Genomic DNA, 19,766 nt, shown 5'->3' with positions numbered 1-19,766 from the left:
TCTCGGCGCCGGCTTGACGATCGGCGCCACGCATGGGGCCGGCTCGTTGGAGACTGGCGAGGAAAACGCACCGGGAAGCCTGATCAGATAGGATTGCAAGCAGTCGCGCACGATGTCCACACGCGTAAAGATCTGCGGATTGCGCAACGAGGCGCAGCTCGACGCCGCGCTCCAAGCTGGCGCGGACCTCGTCGGCTTCGTGCATTATCCGAAAAGCCCACGTCATGTGAATCTTGAAACAGCCTCGGCGCTGATCGCGCATGCGCGGGCGCAGGGGCGCGCCGAAACCGTGCTTCTCGCGGTGAACCCCGACGACGCACTCGTCGATCGCATCGCGGCCGAGGTGAAGCCTGACATCCTGCAACTCCACGGAAACGAAACACCCGAACGGGCGGCGGCGATCCGCAGGCGCAGCGGGCTCACCATCCTCAAGGCCGTGCCGGTCGCCGACACGGGCGAGGTGACGGCTGCCGCCGCTTATCTCGAGCCCGAAGGCGGCGCCGATGTTCTTCTCTTCGACGCCAAGCCGCCCGCCGATCCCGCCGCCTTGCCGGGCGGCAACGGTCTCGCCTTCGACTGGCATATTCTCGAAAGCGCAAAAGGAGGTGCTCCCTTTGCGCTCGCCGGCGGGCTCACGCCCGAGAATGTCGCGGCCGCGATCCGGCTGACGGGTGCGGCCATCGTCGATGTATCCTCAGGCGTAGAAAGCCGGCCCGGCGAGAAGGATCCCCTGTTGATGCGGCGCTTCCTTCGCGCGGCAAAGGCCGCTAAGCAGTCCTGAATATCCGCTCCTCCGGCGGGGCATGTGCGAAAGGGAATAAGGCCTATGGCCTCGGAACAGCAGAAAACTGGCGAAGCCAAGCTCAACACCATGCGTGGAGGGCCAGACGGACGCGGCCACTTCGGCCTTTATGGCGGGCGGTTCGTCGCCGAGACGCTGATGCCGCTGATCCTCGATCTCGAGCAGGCCTACGAGGCGGCAAAAGCGGACCCTGCCTTCCAGGCCGAGGTCACGGACCTGATGACGCACTACGGCGGCCGGCCGAGCCCGCTCTATTACGCCGAGCGTCTGACCGATCATCTCCGCGATGTCGCCAAAACCCAGGGCGGTTCCGGCGGCGCCAAGATCTACTTCAAGCGCGACGAGCTGAACCACACCGGCAGCCACAAGATCAACAACTGCCTCGGCCAGATCCAGCTGGCACGGCGCATGGGGAAAACGCGGATCATCGCCGAGACTGGCGCCGGGCAGCACGGCGTGGCGGTGGCCACTGTGTGCGCCCGCTTCGGGCTTCCGTGCGAGATCTACATGGGCGCGACGGACGTTTCCCGGCAGGCGCCGAACGTGGCGCGCATGCACATGCTCGGCGCCAAGGTCAATCCCGTTACGTCGGGCGCCGGCACGCTCAAGGACGCGATGAACGAAGCGCTCCGCGACTGGGTCACCAACGTGCAGGACACCTACTACCTGATCGGCACAGCGGCGGGCCCCCATCCCTATCCGGCGATGGTGCGCGACTTCCAGTCCATCATCGGCCGGGAAACCCGCGAGCAGATGCTGGAGCGTGAAGGGCGGCTGCCAGATACGCTCGTTGCCTGCATCGGCGGCGGCTCGAACGCGATCGGCCTCTTCCATCCGTTTCTCGACGACGAAAACATCGCGATCTTCGGCGTCGAGGCGGGAGGCCATGGCATGGATGTCGAGAACGGACACGCCGCCTCGATGAACGGAGGCCGGCCGGGCGTTCTGCACGGCAACCGCACCTATCTGCTGCAGGATGCGGAGGGGCAGATCCTCGAGGGACACTCGATCTCGGCCGGGCTCGACTATCCGGGCGTTGGGCCGGAGCACGCTTGGCTCAAGGACTCAGGCCGCGTGACCTATGTGCCGATCACCGACAAGGAGGCGCTCGAGGCGTTCCAGCTCTCGGCTAGGCTCGAGGGTATCATACCGGCGCTCGAGCCTTCGCATGCGCTCGGATGGGTGACGAAGCTCGCGCCAACGCTGCCCCAGGACAACCTCCTCGTCATGAACATGTGTGGGCGCGGCGACAAGGACGTGTTTGCCGTAGCCGGCTACCTGGGGATCAAGCTGTGAGCAACACGAGAGACTCGCGGATCGATCGGCGCTTCGCAGCGCTGAAGACGGAAGGGCGCGCAGCACTCGTCACCTTCGTGACGGCTGGCGATCCGGACTTCGAAACGGCGAAGGCGATCCTGCTCGGACTGCCGAAAGTCGGCGCCGACGTCATCGAGATCGGCATGCCGTTCTCCGATCCCATGGCGGACGGACCCTCTATCCAGGCGTCGTCGCTGCGGGCGCTCAAGGGCGGGCATACGATGCGCAAGACGCTCGATCTCGTCCGTGAATTCCGCAAAACCGACGCGGACACGCCCATCGTGCTGATGGGCTATTACAATCCTATCTACGTCTATCCGGGCGAAAAATTCCTCGACGATGCGGTGGCCGCAGGCGTCGACGGCATGATCGTCGTGGATATCCCACCGGAGGCGGATGACGAGCTTTGCCTGCCGGCGGTCGAGCGGGGGCTCAACTTCATCCGTCTCGCGACTCCAACGACCGACGATAAGCGATTGAAGACGGTACTGAAAAACACGTCCGGCTTCCTCTATTACGTCTCCATCACCGGGATCACGGGCGCCGCATCTGCGAACCCGGAGGACGTTCAACTCCAGGTGGCACGCCTAAAACGTGCAACAACCCTTCCCGTCGCGGTAGGATTTGGCGTAAAAACGCCGGAACAGGCGCGCGCGATTGCCAAGAGCGCCGATGGTGTCGTAGTCGGCTCGGCCTTGGTGCGAGCCATCGAGGCGAGCTTAACCGGAGACGGGCGCGCAACTGGCGATACGGCGGGTTCCGTGCTGAGTGTGGTCGAAAGCCTGAGCGCGGCCCTTAGGGCGCCTTGAGGACGGAGCCCTCGGACATATCTTGGAGGATGCAGCCATCGGCGGCACCGCAGACGAGCGGCGCCGATAGCAAGTACGAATTTCACCCGGGCCTGGCAGGCGAAATCCTGAGAAGCCGGGTCAGTGTTTTACCGTGCTCCCAGAACTGGGAGCGCTTCAGGAGCGGTCAAGCGTGAACTGGATCAATAACGTCGTCCGTCCCAAGATCCGCAGCTTCCTCACCACGAAGCGCGAGGTGCCGGAAAACCTTTGGGTCAAGTGCCCAGAGACGGGGCAGATGGTCTTCTACAAGGACCTCGAGGCCAACCAGTTCGTTGTGCCCGGCTCCAACTACCACATGAAGATGAGCGCGCGGGCGCGCCTTGCCAGCCTGTTCGATGGCGGCAGCTTCGAGCAGGTCGCCGTGTCTTCCGTGGCGCAGGATCCGCTGCGCTTCCGCGACGGACGGCGCTATACCGACCGCTTGAAGGACGCACGCACCAAAACCTCGCTCGAGGACGCCGTGCTCGTAGGCGAAGGCACGCTCGACGGGCGGCAGCTCGTCGCCGCAGCGCAAGATTTCGAGTTCATGGGCGGCTCGCTCGGCATGGCGGCCGGAGAGGCCGTGGTCGCCGGCATGTTGCGCGCCGTGCACCTCAAGACGCCATTCATCCTCTTCGCAGCGTCGGGCGGGGCGCGCATGCAGGAAGGCATCCTGTCGCTCATGCAGATGCCGCGCACGACGATCGCCGTGCAGCGCCTGCGCGAGGCGAAGCTGCCCTACATCGTGGTGATGACGGATCCGACGACCGGCGGCGTCACCGCCTCCTACGCGATGCTGGGCGACATCCACATCGCAGAGCCCGGCGCGCTCATCTGCTTCGCGGGCCCCCGCGTGATCCAGCAGACCATCCGCGAGCAGCTTCCCGAAGGCTTCCAGCGGGCCGAATACCTCCTCGAGCACGGCATGATTGACATGGTCGTGCACCGCCACAAGATGCGCGAGACGCTGAGCCGCTTGTGTAGCCTGCTGATGCATGGCGGCGCCTCGGCAGAGACGGGCAAATCAAAGCGTGGGAACGGCCGCATGCCCGCCAATGGCACGATGGTGGACGGCAAGCTCATCGAGACGACCCCCATGGAGCTCGAGCCCGCTCAAAGCGGCGACGGACGCGCGGACGGCGAAGCGGAGGTAAAGGCGGAGGCGGAAGTGCGCGACGGAAACGCGGCCGAGTCCGGCTCCACCGACACGCGGGATCAAGCGAGGAGCTGAGGGATCGACGTTGCGCCGGCGAACGGTAGTTGGGCGCGACAAATCTCCATTTATCGATTCAGGTATTGACCCCTGCGCGGGCTGGGGATTTGAGTACATAGCTCCATAGCCTCGAACGGGAGGGGCGTGCCATTCCGACCAGCAAAGAGCTCCTCGCCGACTTGAAGCTCCTGCACCCTAAGCTGATCGACCTGTCGCTTGGACGGGTGGAGAGGCTGTTGGCCAAGCTCGGCAATCCGCATAAGGCGCTGCCTCCTGTCATTCACGTGGCAGGCACGAACGGCAAGGGATCGGTCACGGCCTATCTCAAGGCCATGCTGACGGCGGCCGGGCTGCGCGTCCATGTCTACACGTCTCCGCATCTGGTGCGCTTCCACGAGCGCATCGAGCTCGCGGGGCCAGACGGGGTGACGCGGCCGATCTCGGAAGAGGGTCTCGTCGACGTGTTGAGCCGCGTACAGGCGGTCAACAGCGGCGACGACATCACGCAATTCGAGATCACGACGGCGGCAGCGCTCGTCGCCTTCGCCGAGCATCCGGCAGATATCGTGCTGCTTGAAGTGGGCCTCGGCGGCCGGCTGGACGCGACCAATGTCGTCGAGCGTCCGGCGCTCACCATCCTCACGCCGATCTCGCTCGATCACGCCGACAAGCTTGGAAGCACGATCGAAGCCATCGCGACCGAGAAGGCCGGCATCCTGAAGCGCGGCGTGCCATGCGTCGTCGCGCAGCAGAACGAGGCGGTCAGGGACGTCATCTTGAGCGAGGCCGCACGCGTCGGGGCGCGCCCGGTTCTCCTCGGCGAGCACTTCGACGCCTACGAGCAGCGCGGCCGGCTCATCGTTCAGCAGGCCGACCGGCTCCTGGACCTGCCGCTGCCCGCGCTCGTTGGGCGGCACCAGATCATCAATGCCGGTACGGCCGTGGCGGCGGCCCTCGAACTCGAGGGCTTCACGATCAACGAGCAGGCGATCGAGCAGGGGCTCGTCACAGCACGCTGGCCGGCGCGCATGCAGCGCATCGACAGCGGCCCGCTGCCGTCGCTGCTCAAGCCAGGCTCGGAGCTCTGGCTCGACGGCGGGCACAATCCGGCCGCGGGCCTCTACATCGCCCAGTCCCTCGCCGATCTCGAGGAACGCTCTCCGAAACCGCTCTATCTCGTCGTCGGCATGCTCGGCCTCAAGGATGCGCCGGGCTTCCTGGTGTCGTTCCGCGGGCTTGCTCGCCACGTGATCGGCGTGCCGATCCCGGGATCGCACGAAGCGCCGTTCTCGCCCGAAGCGCTGGCAGAAGCCGCGCGCTCCGTTTCGCTGAGCGCCGAAGGCGGCACGTGCGTCGAAGCCGCTCTGAAGCGCATCGATGCGCTCGATCCGGGGCCGAAGCGCATTCTGATCACAGGCTCGCTCTACCTCGCAGGGCACGTGCTGGCGCTGCAGGAAGGCGTCGAGCCGCAGGCGAACTGAGGGAACCGGCAGGGCGCTTGCGGGCGCCCTCCCCCCTCCACTCTTTTGTTGCAAAGCCGGAAAACAAAAGGGCCCCGCAGGGCCCTTTTTTCATACCTCGAAGCCATTGCGGCCAATCAGGCCTCAGGCCTTGGCAATAGCCTCGCCGACCTGCTGGCCGAGCCACTCCTCGAGCTTGCGCTTCTGCACCAGCGCGCCGACGTGCTGGGCCGCGACCTGGCCATTCTTGAAGACCATCAGCGTCGGCATGGCGCGGATGCCGTACTTGGTCGTGATGGCCGGGCTCTGGTCAACATCGAGCTTGACCACCTTGACCTTGCCCTTGAGCTCGGCAGCGAGCTGCTCCAGCGCCGGGGCCATCGCCTTGCAGGGACCACACCACTCCGCGAAGAAGTCTACGAGCACCGGCTCGCTCGCTTTCAGGACCTCATCGTCGAATGTCTTGTCGGATACGAGCGTGGTCATTGTGTCTCCTTTGATCGGCATTGGCCGATGCGGTTGCGGGGCCCTCAGCGGACCGTAAACGTAGGAATGGGCTTGTCAGGCGTCAAGCTGCGCCGTATCGAGGCGCCACAGCTCGGCAGCATGGCCATCCAGAATTTCCTCTGGAATTTCCATGAGATGTGGGCCTTGCGTCCATAGCAACGCAGCCCGAACCCGCTTGCCAGGGACGATTTCGCGCACCGCCAGGCGATAGGCGGCAAGCTGATAGAGGTAGGCTGGCGCAACGGCGGCGAGGTCGCGCGGCGCAGCGCGGTTCGTCTTGTAATCGATGATCAACGCCTCATCGTCCGTAATGGATAGGCGATCGATCTGGCCGGCGATGCGGAGCGGTGGTCCGCTGCCTTCGGAGCGCGGAATGACGGCGACGATCGGCACCTCGGCCCGGCTGTCCGGCGCAAACACGGCGGCAAATGTTGCATCGGAAAGGACAGCGAGCGTTTCCGCCTTGATGCTGGCAAGCATAGCCGCCGGAAGGCCACGCCCGCGTTCGGCGAGGAAGGTCTCAGCGATCGCCGGCCACGCCGTGCGCTCGAACGAGGGCAGATGCTGCAACAGGGCATGCGTGAGCGTGCCGCGCAGAAAACGCCCCTCGCCAGCAAGCATCGCCGGGCTCATCGAGGACGGCTCCGAGCTGCGGGCTCGCGGCGGCTGGTCCGGCAACGGCTCGCCTTCCTCGTCGGTCTCGAAGACCTCGAGGCGAGACGGCGCGAGCGGGATCGTGAGCTGCGGCTCGCGCGGCACGGACGTGGCGCTCCACGGCGGCAGCGGGGCGGCTGCGAGCGAGGCTGCGGGCGTCGCCCTGGACGTTTCCAGCTCGGCCGTCTGGGGTGCCGTAAAGCGCTTCACCTCGCGGCCAGAAGGCTCCGCCACGCTCTCTAACAAGCCATCCAGGCGCTCGGTGATCAGCTCATACCAGCAGCCGGGCTCCGGGCCCTTGGCACCCTCGAAGCCACACACGTAGAGACGATCACGGGCGCGCGTCATGGCCACATAGAGCAGCCGGTTTCGCTCCTCGCGCTCGCGCCGGCGCAGCTCTTCGCGCGCCTCACGCAAGACCTCGAGACCGCCCGCGTCCTTCACGGGCCAGACGAACGGCGGCGGCGCGCCAGACGCCCGCGCGATCGTATCCAATCTGATCGGGCGGCCGCCCTGGCCCCCGGCCGACCCGGCGCTCGTGGTGTCGGGCAGAAATACGATCGGCGCCTCGAGTCCCTTGGCGCCGTGCACGGTCATGACGCGCACTTCGTTGCGGCCGTGCTCCATGTCGCGCTTGATGTCGCGCGTGCCGTCGCGCATGAACGCGAGGAAGCCCGCGAGCGAGGGCGGCGCGCCGTCGTCATAGGTGAGCGCGAGGTTCAGGAACTCGTCGAGCGGGTCCGCAGCATCGGGCCCGAGCCGGCCAATCAGCTTCTTGCGCACACCGTCCCGGTCGAGAATGTCGGCGAAGAACTCGAACGGCGGCCGGAAATCGGCGGCCTTGCGCCAGCGCTTCAAAGTCTCCGCCGCCTCGACGTAGCGGCTATTCTCCTTGCTCTTCTCGAGAAGGGCCTTCCACAACGTGCCCTTGCGCTCCTGGCTCGGATTGGACCGGCTCCAGAACGCGAGGTCCGTGAGGTCTCCGTCATCAAGGCCGAAGATCGGGCTTTTCAGAACCTCGGCGAGGGCGAGATCGTCCTCGGGAAGCGTCAGGAAGTCGCCGAGCGAAAGCATATCCTCAACCGCGATCTGCTCGGTGAGGCGCATGCGGTCGGCGCCGGCCACGGGAATATTGCGTGCCTTGAGCGCCTGCACCATCGGCGCGGCAAAGGGCTCGCGCTTGCGCACCAGGATCAAGATGTCGCCCGGCGTGACGGGCCGGCCGGTGGACGCCAGGATCTCTCCGTGTGCGAGCCAGTCCTTGATGGTGTCGGCGATGCGGTTGGCGAGGCGCACCACGGGCGGCTCGGCGGACTGCTCGTCGAGGGGTGACCACGCATCGGCGGGTACCACATCCTCATGCGCCTCCGTCGGCCAGATCTCGACGAGGCCACCGTGTCCGGCACGCTTGGCGGCGTGCGGCGCGGGCGTGACGCCGGGCGTGTGATGGCGATCGGCAAACACGCGGTCGACCGCCGCGAGAATCGGCGCCACGGTTCGGAACGACAGCGTGAGCGGCACGGTGCGCCAGGCGACGCCGGCCGCTCGCCCGAGATCGGCGAAGCGGTTGCCCATGGAGGAGAACATCTCGGGCGCCGCGCCCTGGAACGAATAGATCGACTGCTTCTCGTCGCCGACCGCAAACAGCGTGCGCACGATGTCCTCGCGCGCACCCGAACCTGAGAAGAACTCGGTGGCGATGGCTTCCACGACACGCCACTGCGATGGGCTCGTGTCCTGGCTTTCATCCACCAGGATATGGTCGAGACCGTTATCGAGCTTGTAGAGCACCCATTCGGCCGAGCTTTGCTCTGAGAGAAGCGCTTTCGTGCGCTGGATGAGATCGTCGAAATCGAGCGCGGCACGACGGACCTTGGCCTCGGTGTAGCGCTGCTGCACCGCGCCGGCGAGGCGCAGGAGCGCCATGGTCGCCTCGACGGCGACGAGGCCCTGCCACTCGGCATGGAGCGCGAGGCAGCGGCCCTGCGCGCGCGTCATCATGGCCTCGGCTTCGGGATTACTGGCAGCGACGGCTTTCGTCACAAGCCTTTTGCGCGCCTCTTTCTTACTGGTCAGAAGGAAATCACAGACGGCTTCCATGCGCTCCCCGTCGGAGGCGGCCGCGAGGATGGCGGCGGCGCGGCCCGCCGCATCGATGTCGGATTTCGTACCGCCTTGCAGAACGTCGCGCAGGTGCACGAGATCGTGCGGCGTGAGAACGTTCGCAAATTCGGTCTCGATGGCAGCGCGGGTCACGCCCTCGCGCACAGAGAAATGGCGGCGGAACATGGCTTCGACCGCGTCGAGGCCGCCCGGCAAACGGTGCGCCTCGTCGAGCCACTCGCGATGGCCGAGGGCATCGGCCAGGATCTCGTCGAAGCGGTCGTCGGCGGCATAAGCGATGGCCGTCTCGAGCGCTTGGCCGAGCGCGCTTTCACGCTGGCGCGCCGCCGTGCCGATCACCGCGTCCGTCGCGTCTCGCATCAGCCTGCGCGCGGTCTCGTCATCGAGGATGGCGAAGCCGGGCGTGACACCTGCTTCAAGCGGGAAGCGCTGCAGCAGGCGCTCGGCGAAGGCGTGGATGGTTTGGATCGAAAGCCCGCCCGGCGTTTCGGTGGCGCGCGTGAAGAGCGTGCGCGCGAGCGCCATCTCGGCTGCGGCCGGCGGCCGGCCCAGAAACTCGACCAGGGTTCGCTCGAGATCGGCTCCCGGCAGCATCACCCATTTGGACAGGCTTTCGAAAACGCGCTTCGACATCTCGGCCGCGGCGGCCTTCGTGTAGGTGAGGCACAGGATCCGCTCGGGCGGCGTTCCGGCGAGAAGGAGGTGCAGCACGCGCATGGTCAGCACGTGCGTCTTGCCGGTGCCGGCATTGGCGCTGACCCAGACGGACGCAGCCGGATCGGCGGCCTCGGCCTGGAGCCGCCGTGTCTCGGCCAGCGCGATCTCGATCGATTTGAGCTCGGTCATCGCCGTCATGTCATGCGTCCTCCTCAGCGAGGGCGCCCGACGACCATTCGGCGACGCGCGCCAAGTGCGCGTAACCATCAAAAGCATATCCGAACCGCGCGCGCCGCAGAGGGCGATAGGGCGTTCTCTCGTCGTCGAAGCGGGCAACGTGGCGCTCAAGCCCGACACGCGCGTCCGCGGCAAGGGCTGTGATGTCGGGCGTCTTCACGTCGCGCGCCTCTCCCGGTGGCTCGCCGCCCGAGGCGCGGATGTAGCGCAGTGCCATCACCGGGCGCTTCGGTACGCCCTCGAAGCCCAGCACCGCATCGGCCGCGATGGCTGCTTCGAGCGAGAGCTGCGGATTGATGCCCGCCAGCACTTTGGAATCGGGCGGCGGCGTCCCCGTTTTGTAATCCGAGATGACGAGCCCGCTCTCGGTGACGTCGATGCGATCGGCGCGGGCGGTGAGCTGGAAGGGCCCGGCCGGCGCGTCGATCACGAGCGCACCGCGCATCTCCGCATACACTGTCTCGATACCGGCGCGGCGGGCGGGCTCGGTCGCGGCAAACCAGCCGGCGAAGCGCTCGAAGCGCGGGATCCAGAAGGCGGCGATGCGCGGATGGGCGGCATAGGATTCAAGCGCGGTGCGCGCGAAGCGGATCAGCTCGCCTGCGATGTCATCCGGCAGCGCGGCTGGATACGCCTTCGCGAACTCGGAGAGCGCGTCGTGGATGATGCTGCCGCGCAACGCCGGACCAGGCGGCTCGCCGAGCGGCGGCAACGGCGTGAGCTTCAGAATCTCGCTCGCGAAAATCGCATACGGATTGGCGATCCAGGTCTCGACGCGCGAGACAGAGAGCTTACGCGGGCGCTGCGCGACGGCGGGCCGCGGCTCCGGCGCGGAAAGGCGCTGCATCTCGGCCGGCCTATCGCGCTGGCGTGCCCAGGCGAGCCAGGGCTCTTTCGGCTCCAGCGCGGCAGAGGCGCCCATGCCCTCAAGCAACGCCTGGAGGCGCAAGAGCCAACGGGACGGCACCGTCGGCACCCCATCCTTCTTCTCGGCGCGCGTCAGGATCACCTCGGGCGCGGCGAGCAGCGTCGCGAAGTCGAGCGCGGACTGGCCGATCTTCTCCTCGGGCGAAGGCAGACCGAGGGCGGTGCGCATCGGACGGTTGAGCCAGGCGCCGGGGTCCGAGGACTTCGGCCACGTGCCCTCGTTGAGCGAGCCGAGAATGACGATGTCGGTCTGCTGCAGGCGCGCTTCGAACGGCCCCCAGATGGACAGCCGCGGATGCACGGGACCGCGCGGGCGCACCGTCTCGGCGGCGGCGAGGCCACGGTAGAGATCGGCGTAGTCGGAGGACGGCAGATCAAGCGACGGCAGACGCGCATCGAGAAGGCTTGCGAAGAAGCGCGCCGCCGTCTCGCCCGCCTCGCCCTGCCAGAGCGGGCTTTCTGCATCGTCTGAAGGTTCGCCTTCCCCTCGTGCGAAGAGATCGGCCGTGGCGGGCTCCATGCCGGGCACGCGGGCGACGGCTTCGGCGGCGTGGCAGTGCGCGGCGACGAGATCGCGGAGCGCGGCCGGCGCATCGCTCTCGTAGAGCGCCAGCAATGGCGCGAAGGCCGCGCGCAGCCGCGCCAGCAAATCACGGGCGCGCTGCCAGTCCTCGTCCCAGAGACGCCGCGCGGCGGGATGCGCGCGCAGGCCACGCGCATGGTCGGCGGCGGCGCGCTCGAAGGCGGCCTCGATGCCATCGAGCCCTTCGCCAAGATAGGGCGCACGGAAGGTGACGATCTCGAGCGCACGCGCGCCGAGGCGGGCCGAAAACGGATCGAGGCCGAGGCGCGCCAGAGGATGCTTGAGAAGCGCCACGGTATCCGCCGGCGCAAAGCGCGTGGCGATGGCGTTGATCACGAGGTCCAGGAGCGCGCCGGGCGGCGTCTTGCGCAACGGCCGGCCGGCCGAGTCGTCAACCGTGATCCCCCACGCCTCGAGCCGAACCGCCACGCGGCGGGCCAGCAAGCGGTCGGGAGACACCAAGGCCGCCGTGCGGCCGGGCGTCTCCGCCGCCTCGCGCAGGATCAGGGCAATAGCCTCCGCCTCGTCCTGGGCGGTCGGTGCTTCGACGAGGCTCAAGCCTTGCGGCGCGATCCCTGCCGGATCCTTGCGGGCGGCAGCGGCGAAGCTTTCCCAGCGTTCCGTCGTGCTGGCGGGGCGCATGGCTTCCGCAATGAGGCGGGTGCGCGCCTTCACCGGTGCAGACGGCATCTCACCAAGCGGCCGCACGCCGCTTCGCGGACAGCCGAGCGCATCGAGCAGCTTCTTCAGGCCGAATTGCGGATGCTCCGGATGATCGGGCGTGATCGCCTGCCAGCTCTCGGCGTCGAGATCCGTGTCGAGCCCCGGCAGCACGATAGCACCGTTGGCGAGCCCGGCGACGGAACGCATCAGGTCGACGGTCGCGGGAATGGACCCCGTGACGCCGGCGACGATGACGGGCCCATCGGGTGGAGATGCCGCAAGACGTTTCGCCTCGGCGCGAATGACGGCGTTGCGGCGCGCGGCCGCCGACAGCGTTCCTGTTTCCGCGAGATAGGCGGGCCAATAAAGCGTGACGATCTCCAGGAAGCGGATCGTCTTCTGCCAATGCTCGGAGAAGGTTTCGGGGACGAGGCTCGCGAGACCGTCGAGGCTCGCCTCCTCGGTCTCGACCATGTCCATGAGCTCGGCCAGCTCCTTGGCGAGGATGGCGGCCTGGGCGGTGGTGGCAGCGCCTGCGGCCGCGAGCGGCTCATCGCCATCGGCGCCATCGGCACGCGCGCTCTGCATGGCCTCTGTCCAGCGGCGAATCAGGCTCGTCAGCACGAGGCGGCGCTCGAGCTCGCCGATAGCCGGCGGAATGGCGCCCACCGAGGCAGCGGCGGCATCCGACGCGGCAGCGGCGATTAGCGAGAGGTCTTCCTCCCCTTCGGAGATCGGCACGATTCGCGGCAACAGCAGCGCGCGCCCGCCCGAGGCGCGCAGGAAGGCGTCCTGCAGCGCGCGCGTGGCGCGCCGCGTCGGAAGGTAGAGGGTGACGCGCGGGAGATCCATTGCGGCAGGCGCACCCGCGCCGCCGCCAGGGAGCGTGCCATCAAGGATCGCGGCGGCGAGGCAATCGAGAAACGGGCGGCCGGCTGCGATCGTATAGATGTTCGGATATGCTTGCAGAGCTTCGCCCCCGGGATAACTGCCGCTCAGCTTCTAGAGCCTGGGCATACTATCCCAAAGAGGCCGCTCAGGCGCTCGCCACGCGGGCTATCCACTGTTCCGCCTCCTCGATCGCCCGGGGCGTCCCGAGGTGCATCCAGGTGCCGTCGAGCCGCAAGCCGAAGAGGCGTCGCCGCTCGATTGCGCGGTCCCACACGACATTAAGCGAATAGCGTCCCTGCGGCGCGCCCTCGAACAGGCGCGGGTGCGCGATCGAAACGCCGGTGAAGACAAACGGCGCCTCGTCGCGCTCGGGGCGGCGGGTTAGCTCGCCATCGGGCGCCATCAGAAAATCGCCATGCCCATCGTAGCCGAGGCTGGCCGAGCCAAGGGCGAGCAGCAGAAGGCTATCCATGCGCTCGGGATCGAAGGCCGCAATGAGGCGGGCGAGATTGGCGCCCACCCCTTCCATCCAGGCCGAATCGGAATTGTGGATGAGAAACGGCCCGGGACCGAGGAGCGGCAACGCCTTGGCGACACCGCCGCCCGTATCGAGCAGGGCATCGCGTTCGTCGGATATGACGATCTCCGGAGCGGAGCGGGCCGCGAGATGGGCTTCGATCTGGTCTGCGAAGTGATGCACGTTGACGACGCAGCGCGTGATGCCCGAGGCGGCCAGACGATCGAGAACGTGATCAAGGAGCGGCCGCCCGGCGAAGGGCACGAGCGGCTTCGGCATCGTGTCCGTCAGGGGGCGCATGCGCGTGCCGAGCCCGGCGGCAAGCACCATCGCAGTCTTGATCTCGGCGGTCATGAAGGAAAGCTCTCGCGGTGTGGAATGTCGGGGGGATCGAGGCGGACCGCAGGGGGGAAATGGCGGTCGAACCAGCGGGCCAGCGCGGATAGCTCGGGATGCGCAAGCCCGCGGGCCAGATATCGCCATAGGCGCGGGATGTGACGCAAATACGTAGGTTTGCCGTCGCGGGCCGCGAGCCGCGCGAAAATGCCCAGAATCTTGGTCGCGCGCTGCACGCCGACGGCCGCATAGGTGGCGCGGAACACATCCGCATCGAAGCCCGGATCCGCACTCCGCTCGGCGACATAATAGGCGAGCAGCTCATCCTCGAGGGCGGGCGGAACGTCGAGGCGTGCATCCTGGAGCAGCGAGGCGAGATCGTAGGCCAGCGGGCCGTTCAGGGCGTCCTGGAAATCGAGCAGGCCGACGCCGCGCAAGCCATCGCGGACAGGCAGCCAGACGAGGTTCGGCGAATGGAAGTCGCGCAGGACCCAGCCCTTCGGCCCTTCGGCGAGGCGCGCAAGAACAGGAGCCCAAGCCTCCATGAAGTCGGCGCGAACGTCCGCCGGCATGGGCGCACCATGGACGGCGGGCCAGTACCAGTCCGCGAGCAGCTCCACCTCGACCGTCAGCACGCCGGCATCCATGTCCGGCACGCGGTGCGCCGATCCGTCCGGGAGCACGATGGCGTCCGGCACGGAAGCGGCGGACAGCGCCACAAGGATATCGACCGCGGCACGCCACAGCTCGGCTTGCGGCGCGCCTTTTGCAATCTCAGCACCGAAAACGCGATCGCCGAAGTCTTCGAGAATGAGAAAGCCGCGTTCGAGGTCGGCGGCGTAAATCTCGGGCGCGCTGAGGCCCGCGCCGGCGAGCGCTTGCGCAACGGCAACGAAGGCGCGCACGTCCTCCGCGAGATGCGCGATGCGGCTATAGGGCAAGCCGTTCCGGATCGGCGGGCCATCCGGCTGGCGCGGCTGATCCATGAGGATGGCTGCATACCCTCCGTTTTGTGGGGAGATGGGAAGCTCGACGGCCGTTGTTCCGGGCTTCCTCCCGCCTGGCCTCTCCCACAAGGAAGGAGGACTAGCGGCAAGCGGAGGAGAGGTGAGGCGCGCATAGGCACGCGGCGAGGCATCGCCTTGGAGGTAAACGGCTGCGGCCCTGCCCCAAGGTTCGAGGCCGTCGAGAAAATCGGCCATGGCGGCTGTGCGCGAGAGACGCGACGCCCATGTTCCGTGGCCGGAGAGAGAAAGCGTGCGCAGATCCGGACGTGCGCCTTGCGTCAGGCGAATGTCGAGGCGGTTCGCGGCCACGAGCCCCGGCGCCCGCTCCGGCCATTCCACGATCGCAACGCCGTTCGCCACCAGCTCGTCGAAGCCGAGCTCGATCAGATCCTCGTCGCCGGAGAGGCGATAGAGATCGAGATGCGCAAGCTCGAAGCGAGGCGAAACATAAGTCTGCACGAGCGAGAACGTCGGGCTCGGAACCTCGGCGTGCGGATCGCCCAAGACGGCGCGGATCAAAGCGCGCGCGAACGTCGTCTTACCGGTGCCGAGATCGCCCGAAAGCGCCACCACGTCGCCGGCCGCAAGCTTCAGCGCGATGCGCTCCGCCAGTCGGCTCAGGGACGCCTCGTCGGCGTCAGTTACGTGCCAATCTTGTCGTATCGCTGTCTGCGGAAGGGACATGGTTCTGCTCGAGGCCACGGTCGGGGAAGCGTACCGTTACCTTGGTTCCTCTTCCAGGCTCGCTCTCAAGCGTCATGTCGCCGCCATGAAGCTCGACAAGGCTCTTGACGATGGAAAGGCCAAGCCCCGCGCCCCGGTGCTTGCCGCCCTGACTCTGACTCTCGAAACGCTCGAAAATGCGGGCCTGCTGATCCTTCGGGATGCCGACGCCCTGATCCTCGACCGAGAAAACCGTGGCGGCGTCCTCGCGCCAGCACGAGAGATGAACCACGGCCTCGGGCTTGGAGAAGCCGACCGCATTCGACAGAAGATTATGGAGCACCTGGCGCACGCGGCTCTCGTCTGCGACGAAGCTCACCGCATCGTCCGCAACTGCGATATCGAGCGTTAGCCGCGCACGGGCCGCGCGCTCGCGCACACCTTGGATGGCATGGTCGATGAGGGCCTGCACGCCGATTTCCGCGAGATCGAGCTCCAGCCCTCCCGCATCGATGGCCGAGAGATCCAGAATGTCGTCGATGATGGCGAGAAGGGTCTTCGACGAGAAGGAGATGTCGTCGAGGTATTCGCGCTGGCGCTGAGTGAGCTCACCGAAGATCGGGTTGGAAAGCAGCTCGCTGAAGCCGATGATGTTGGTGAGCGGCGTGCGCAGCTCATACGAAATGTGGCTGATGAACTGGTTCTTCAGCCTGTCGGCCGTGACCAGCGCTTCGTTGCGCTCGATCAGCGCGCGCTCGTAGCGCTTCGAATCGGTCACGTCGACGAAGGTCAAGAGCGTGCCTCCGTCGGGAAGCGGCGTCACCGCGTAATCGATGACGCTGCTGTCGGGGCGTATCATCTGGCCTTCGAGAGGCTCCCGATCCTCGAACGAGGTGACCGAGCGGCTGATCTCGCGCCACGTGCTCATCTCACCGTAGAGAACCTGCGTGACGCGAATGAACTCGTCGACGTGCGGGCTTTCGGCGAGCTGCTGGCGGGAGAGCTTCCAGATGGCGGCGAAGGCGGCGTTGTGCAGCTTGAGGCGGCCGTCGGTTCCGAACACGGCGACGCCTTCCTTGAGGCTGTTCAGCGTTTCCGTCTGGACGCTGATCAGCGCATTGTAACGGCTCTCGAGCGCCAGGCGCTCCGTCTCGTCCTTGTAGAGATAGGTAACGCCGCCGTCGGGGCGCTGCGCGGCCATGACGTGCAGGTCCCGGCCGTCGGAGAGATGCCACCAGTCCTCATGCTCATCGGCTTCCCGGTAGCATGTCAAAATCTTCGCCTTCCATTCGCGGTAGTTCACGACCTCCGGCAGGCGTCCGAGCTCGCGCAGGCGATCGAGCACGGCGCCGTCGCTCGGTCCTGTCGCGAGCCAGTCGGCGTCGAGCTGCCAGAGCTTCTGGTAGGCGGCGTTGAAGAAGGTGAGCTTCTGGTCGGCGTTGAAGATCGCGACCGCCGTGGCGACGCGGTCCAGCGTACGATCGTAAGCGGCGATTTGACGGTCGAGCTCGCCCTTGGCGGATTCGAGATCCGCAACGTCGATGGCGGCTGCAGCCACCGCGTCGCCAAGCGGAAGCACGGTCACCTCGTGAGTCTTGCGCTCGGAGCCGACGACGAGAGGCAGGCGCTCCTTGAACGTCTCGCCGGTCTTGAGAACGGGCGCAATGTGCTTGCGCTGGCGGGACTCGAGAAGCTGGATCTGTCCCTCGACGACCTCGGCCTCGCTTTCGGCGTCCACGGCCTTGACGTAGGCGCTGTTGACCCACGTGAGGCGGCCGCTCACGTCCGAGAGCCAGGCCGGATGGGGCAGAGCGCTCAACAGCGCGCGGCTCGAGCGCACGTCGCGGGCTAGCCGCATGTGCTGGTCGAGGATCACCGAAAGATCGCGCCGATAGCCGGCGACATCGCGGAACCGCAGAACGGCGCGTCCGCCCGCGGCGCGGCCATCGGCTTCCACGTGGCCGCCGGCGGCGGTCTTGAGGATGAGGTTGAAGGCGCGGCCCTGGGCCAGAAGACCATCCAGTGCTCCGCGCAAGGCCGCGTTGCTCTTTTGATCCAGCCACAAATTGAAGCGCACGAGCTCGCCCGTGTTGCTCGGCAGGCCCGGCACGCCCGCAAGTGTGCTGGTGACGACCGAGAAGCCGCGGCCCTGTTCCCAGTGCATCAGGACCTGCGGCTCCGCCTTGATGAGCGATTCGGCGGCGGCGAGGGCGCGTCGCAGCTCGCGCGCCTCGTCCTGTGCGCGGCGCGTCTGGCGGCGCATGGCCGTGATCGCCTGATAGAGCAGGTAGACGGCACCGGCCCCGGCCGCCGCAACGAGGCCGGCCAGGATCCACGTGCCGCCCGGGAGGCCGCCCTCCTCGAGCATCCGGCGGCCGGAGGCGAATGTCGCGGTCAAGACGGTAACGCAGGCGAGGCTCGCCAACGCCAGCATGGCCAGTTCGACACGTGTATTTTGCCGATCCGGCATAGGGCTCCTGATTGCCATCGATCTCGGGGTTCGGTCCGGACAGGCGCGAAGGCGCCCGGCACCGGACATGCGAATCGGTGACGAATTATGGGGAGCTTCGCGGGCCCGCACCAGTGCGTGCGAGGGACAGCCAAAATACCTTTTTGCTCAAACGCGAAAATGCAAGACGCCCGGCCCCCGTTTCGGACGGGAGCCGGGCGTCTTGGATCGTGGAATGCCGGTGCGGACGGAACGGATACCCTTCCGCACGCAGCATCAATAACGATAGTGGTCCGGCTTGTATGGGCCTTCCACCGGAACGCCGATGTAATCCGCCTGATCGGGACGCAGCTTGGTGAGCTTGACGCCGAGCTTCTCGAGATGCAGGGCCGCCACCTTCTCGTCCAACACCTTCGGCAGCGTGTAGACTTTCTTCTCGTACTTGCCGGGGTTGGTCCAAAGGTCGACCTGGGCCAGCGTTTGATTCGCAAACGAGGAAGACATCACGAACGACGGGTGGCCCATGGCATTGCCGAGGTTCACGAGGCGGCCTTCCGACAGCAGAATGATGCGGTTGCCCGACGGGAATTCGATCTCGTCCACCTGCGGTTTGATGTTGGTCCACTTGAAGTTCTTGAGACCCGCGACCTGGATCTCGTTGTCGAAGTGGCCGATGTTGCAGACGATGGCGCGATCCTTCATCTGCCGCATGTGCTCGGTCGTGATGATGTCGCGGTTGCCGGTAGCAGTGACGTAAATGTCGGCGCGGTCGAAGACGTTCTCGATCGTCGTGACCTCATAGCCTTCCATCGAAGCCTGCAGGGCGCAGATCGGATCGACCTCGGAGACGATGACGCGGGCGCCGGCTTGGCGCAGAGATGCGGCCGAGCCCTTGCCGACGTCACCAAAGCCGGCGACGAACGCCACCTTGCCAGCCAGCATGACGTCGGTGCCGCGGCGGATGGCATCGACCAGGCTTTCGCGGCAGCCGTAGAGATTGTCGAACTTCGACTTGGTGACGCTGTCGTTGACGTTGATGGCCGGAAAGAGAAGCTTGCCCTGCTCGGCGAGCTTGTAAAGACGATGGACGCCGGTGGTCGTCTCCTCGGAGACGCCGCGGATCGACTTGGCGACCTCGGCGAACCAGCCTTTGGGCTTCTCCTTCAGAAGGCGCTTGATGAGCGCAAAGAAGATCTCCTCCTCCTCGGACTCGGGCTTGTCGAGGAACGCCGCGTCGCCCTCCTCCGCCCTGAGACCGTGATGGACGAGCATGGTGGCATCGCCGCCGTCATCGAGGATCATGTTCGGGTAGCCGCCGCCATGCCAGTCGAAGAGGCGCGCGGTGAAGTCCCAGTACTCGGTCAGGGTCTCGCCTTTGTAGGCGAACACCGGGATGCCGGCGGCGGCGATGGCCGCGGCGGCGTGATCCTGCGTGGAGAAAATATTGCAGGACACCCAGCGCACGTCAGCGCCGAGAGCCTTGAGCGTCTCGATCAGCACCGCGGTCTGGATCGTCATGTGAAGCGACCCGGCGATGCGGGCGCCCTTGAGCGGCTGGCTCGGCCCGTATTCGGCGCGGATGGCCATCAGGCCCGGCATCTCCGTTTCCGCGAGATCGATTTCCTTGCGGCCGAAGTCGGCGAGGGAGATGTCCTTGACGACGTAATCCGTGGTGGCAGTCATGGGAATCCTTTTTTTGCGAGCGTTTTCCGGGGCAGCGGCCTCTCAGCGCAAAGTCGCCCTTCCTATAGCTTCGTGAGGCACATGCCGCAATAAGATATAAACAAGTCCTTATGTCTCGGGCAGGGCAGTCGGCGGCGCTAGAGCGCGTTCACTCTTATTGGAATCGGATTGTGCGGCGTGAACGCACACGCGCTCTAGAGCCTTTTCCGAGCTTACAGAATCGCTAGGGGATTCCCATGTGTCGCG

12 protein-coding genes are annotated in these 19,766 nt (G+C 66.5%); 5 read left to right on the top strand and 7 right to left on the bottom strand.

Features of this window, described 5'->3' with window-relative positions:
• The first annotated feature begins 112 nt into the window (after positions 1-112).
• The 5 genes from V7P99_RS04430 (at position 113) to V7P99_RS04410 (ending at position 5,643) form a co-directional block, all read left to right on the top strand.
• The gene (locus tag V7P99_RS04430) at positions 113-781 is read left to right on the top strand and encodes a phosphoribosylanthranilate isomerase (RefSeq protein WP_333793578.1); all 669 of its coding nucleotides are present in this window, start codon (positions 113-115) and stop codon (positions 779-781) included.
• Positions 782-826: 45 nt separating this feature from the next.
• The gene (gene trpB, locus V7P99_RS04425) at positions 827-2,098 is read left to right on the top strand and encodes a tryptophan synthase subunit beta (RefSeq protein ID WP_333793577.1); all 1,272 of its coding nucleotides are present in this window, start codon (positions 827-829) and stop codon (positions 2,096-2,098) included.
• Complete coding sequence (trpA, locus tag V7P99_RS04420; protein ID WP_333793576.1) at positions 2,095-2,928, top strand: tryptophan synthase subunit alpha; 834 nt, start codon at positions 2,095-2,097, stop codon at positions 2,926-2,928. The genes trpB and trpA overlap by 4 nt, the downstream gene beginning before the upstream one ends.
• A gap of 172 nt (positions 2,929-3,100) precedes the next feature.
• The gene (gene accD / locus V7P99_RS04415) at positions 3,101-4,180 is read left to right on the top strand and encodes an acetyl-CoA carboxylase, carboxyltransferase subunit beta (protein ID WP_333793575.1); all 1,080 of its coding nucleotides are present in this window, start codon (positions 3,101-3,103) and stop codon (positions 4,178-4,180) included.
• 161 nt (positions 4,181-4,341) lie between these two features.
• Positions 4,342-5,643 carry a bifunctional folylpolyglutamate synthase/dihydrofolate synthase gene (locus tag V7P99_RS04410; protein ID WP_333793574.1) on the top strand — a complete coding sequence of 434 codons (1,302 nt, stop codon included), beginning with the start codon at positions 4,342-4,344 and terminating at the stop codon, positions 5,641-5,643.
• Between the two features lie 123 nt (positions 5,644-5,766).
• On the opposite strand, the gene trxA is transcribed toward V7P99_RS04410, so the two are convergent.
• From trxA to ahcY, 7 genes are all read right to left on the bottom strand, one after another.
• The gene (gene trxA, locus V7P99_RS04405; RefSeq protein WP_333793573.1) at positions 5,767-6,108 is read right to left on the bottom strand and encodes a thioredoxin; all 342 of its coding nucleotides are present in this window, start codon (positions 6,106-6,108) and stop codon (positions 5,767-5,769) included.
• A 75-nt stretch (positions 6,109-6,183) separates the two neighbouring features.
• The gene (gene addA / locus V7P99_RS04400) at positions 6,184-9,762 is read right to left on the bottom strand and encodes a double-strand break repair helicase AddA (protein ID WP_333793572.1); all 3,579 of its coding nucleotides are present in this window, start codon (positions 9,760-9,762) and stop codon (positions 6,184-6,186) included.
• 1 nt (position 9,763) lies between these two features.
• Positions 9,764-12,916, bottom strand: coding sequence for a double-strand break repair protein AddB (gene addB, locus V7P99_RS04395; protein ID WP_333793656.1), 3,153 nt, complete (start codon positions 12,914-12,916; stop codon positions 9,764-9,766).
• 94 nt (positions 12,917-13,010) lie between these two features.
• Positions 13,011-13,736, bottom strand: a complete 726-nt coding sequence (locus V7P99_RS04390; protein ID WP_333793571.1) for a nucleotidyltransferase family protein — start codon at positions 13,734-13,736, stop codon at positions 13,011-13,013.
• The gene (gene tsaE, locus V7P99_RS04385) at positions 13,733-15,409 is read right to left on the bottom strand and encodes a tRNA (adenosine(37)-N6)-threonylcarbamoyltransferase complex ATPase subunit type 1 TsaE (RefSeq protein WP_333793570.1); all 1,677 of its coding nucleotides are present in this window, start codon (positions 15,407-15,409) and stop codon (positions 13,733-13,735) included. The genes V7P99_RS04390 and tsaE overlap by 4 nt, the downstream gene beginning before the upstream one ends.
• Positions 15,363-17,858, bottom strand: a complete 2,496-nt coding sequence (locus V7P99_RS04380) for a sensor histidine kinase (RefSeq protein ID WP_333793569.1) — start codon at positions 17,856-17,858, stop codon at positions 15,363-15,365. Before V7P99_RS04380 ends, tsaE begins: the two co-directional genes overlap by 47 nt.
• Before the next feature lie 255 nt (positions 17,859-18,113).
• Positions 18,114-19,520: an adenosylhomocysteinase gene (gene ahcY, locus V7P99_RS04375; RefSeq protein WP_333793568.1), complete on the bottom strand. Its 1,407-nt coding sequence runs from the start codon at positions 19,518-19,520 to the stop codon at positions 18,114-18,116.
• Positions 19,521-19,766 lie beyond the last annotated feature (246 nt).

This window comes from Hyphomicrobium sp., from assembly GCF_036780825.1.
Classification (GTDB): Bacteria; Pseudomonadota; Alphaproteobacteria; order Rhizobiales; family Hyphomicrobiaceae; genus Hyphomicrobium_C.
This window is presented reverse-complemented; position numbering and strand designations above follow the sequence as displayed.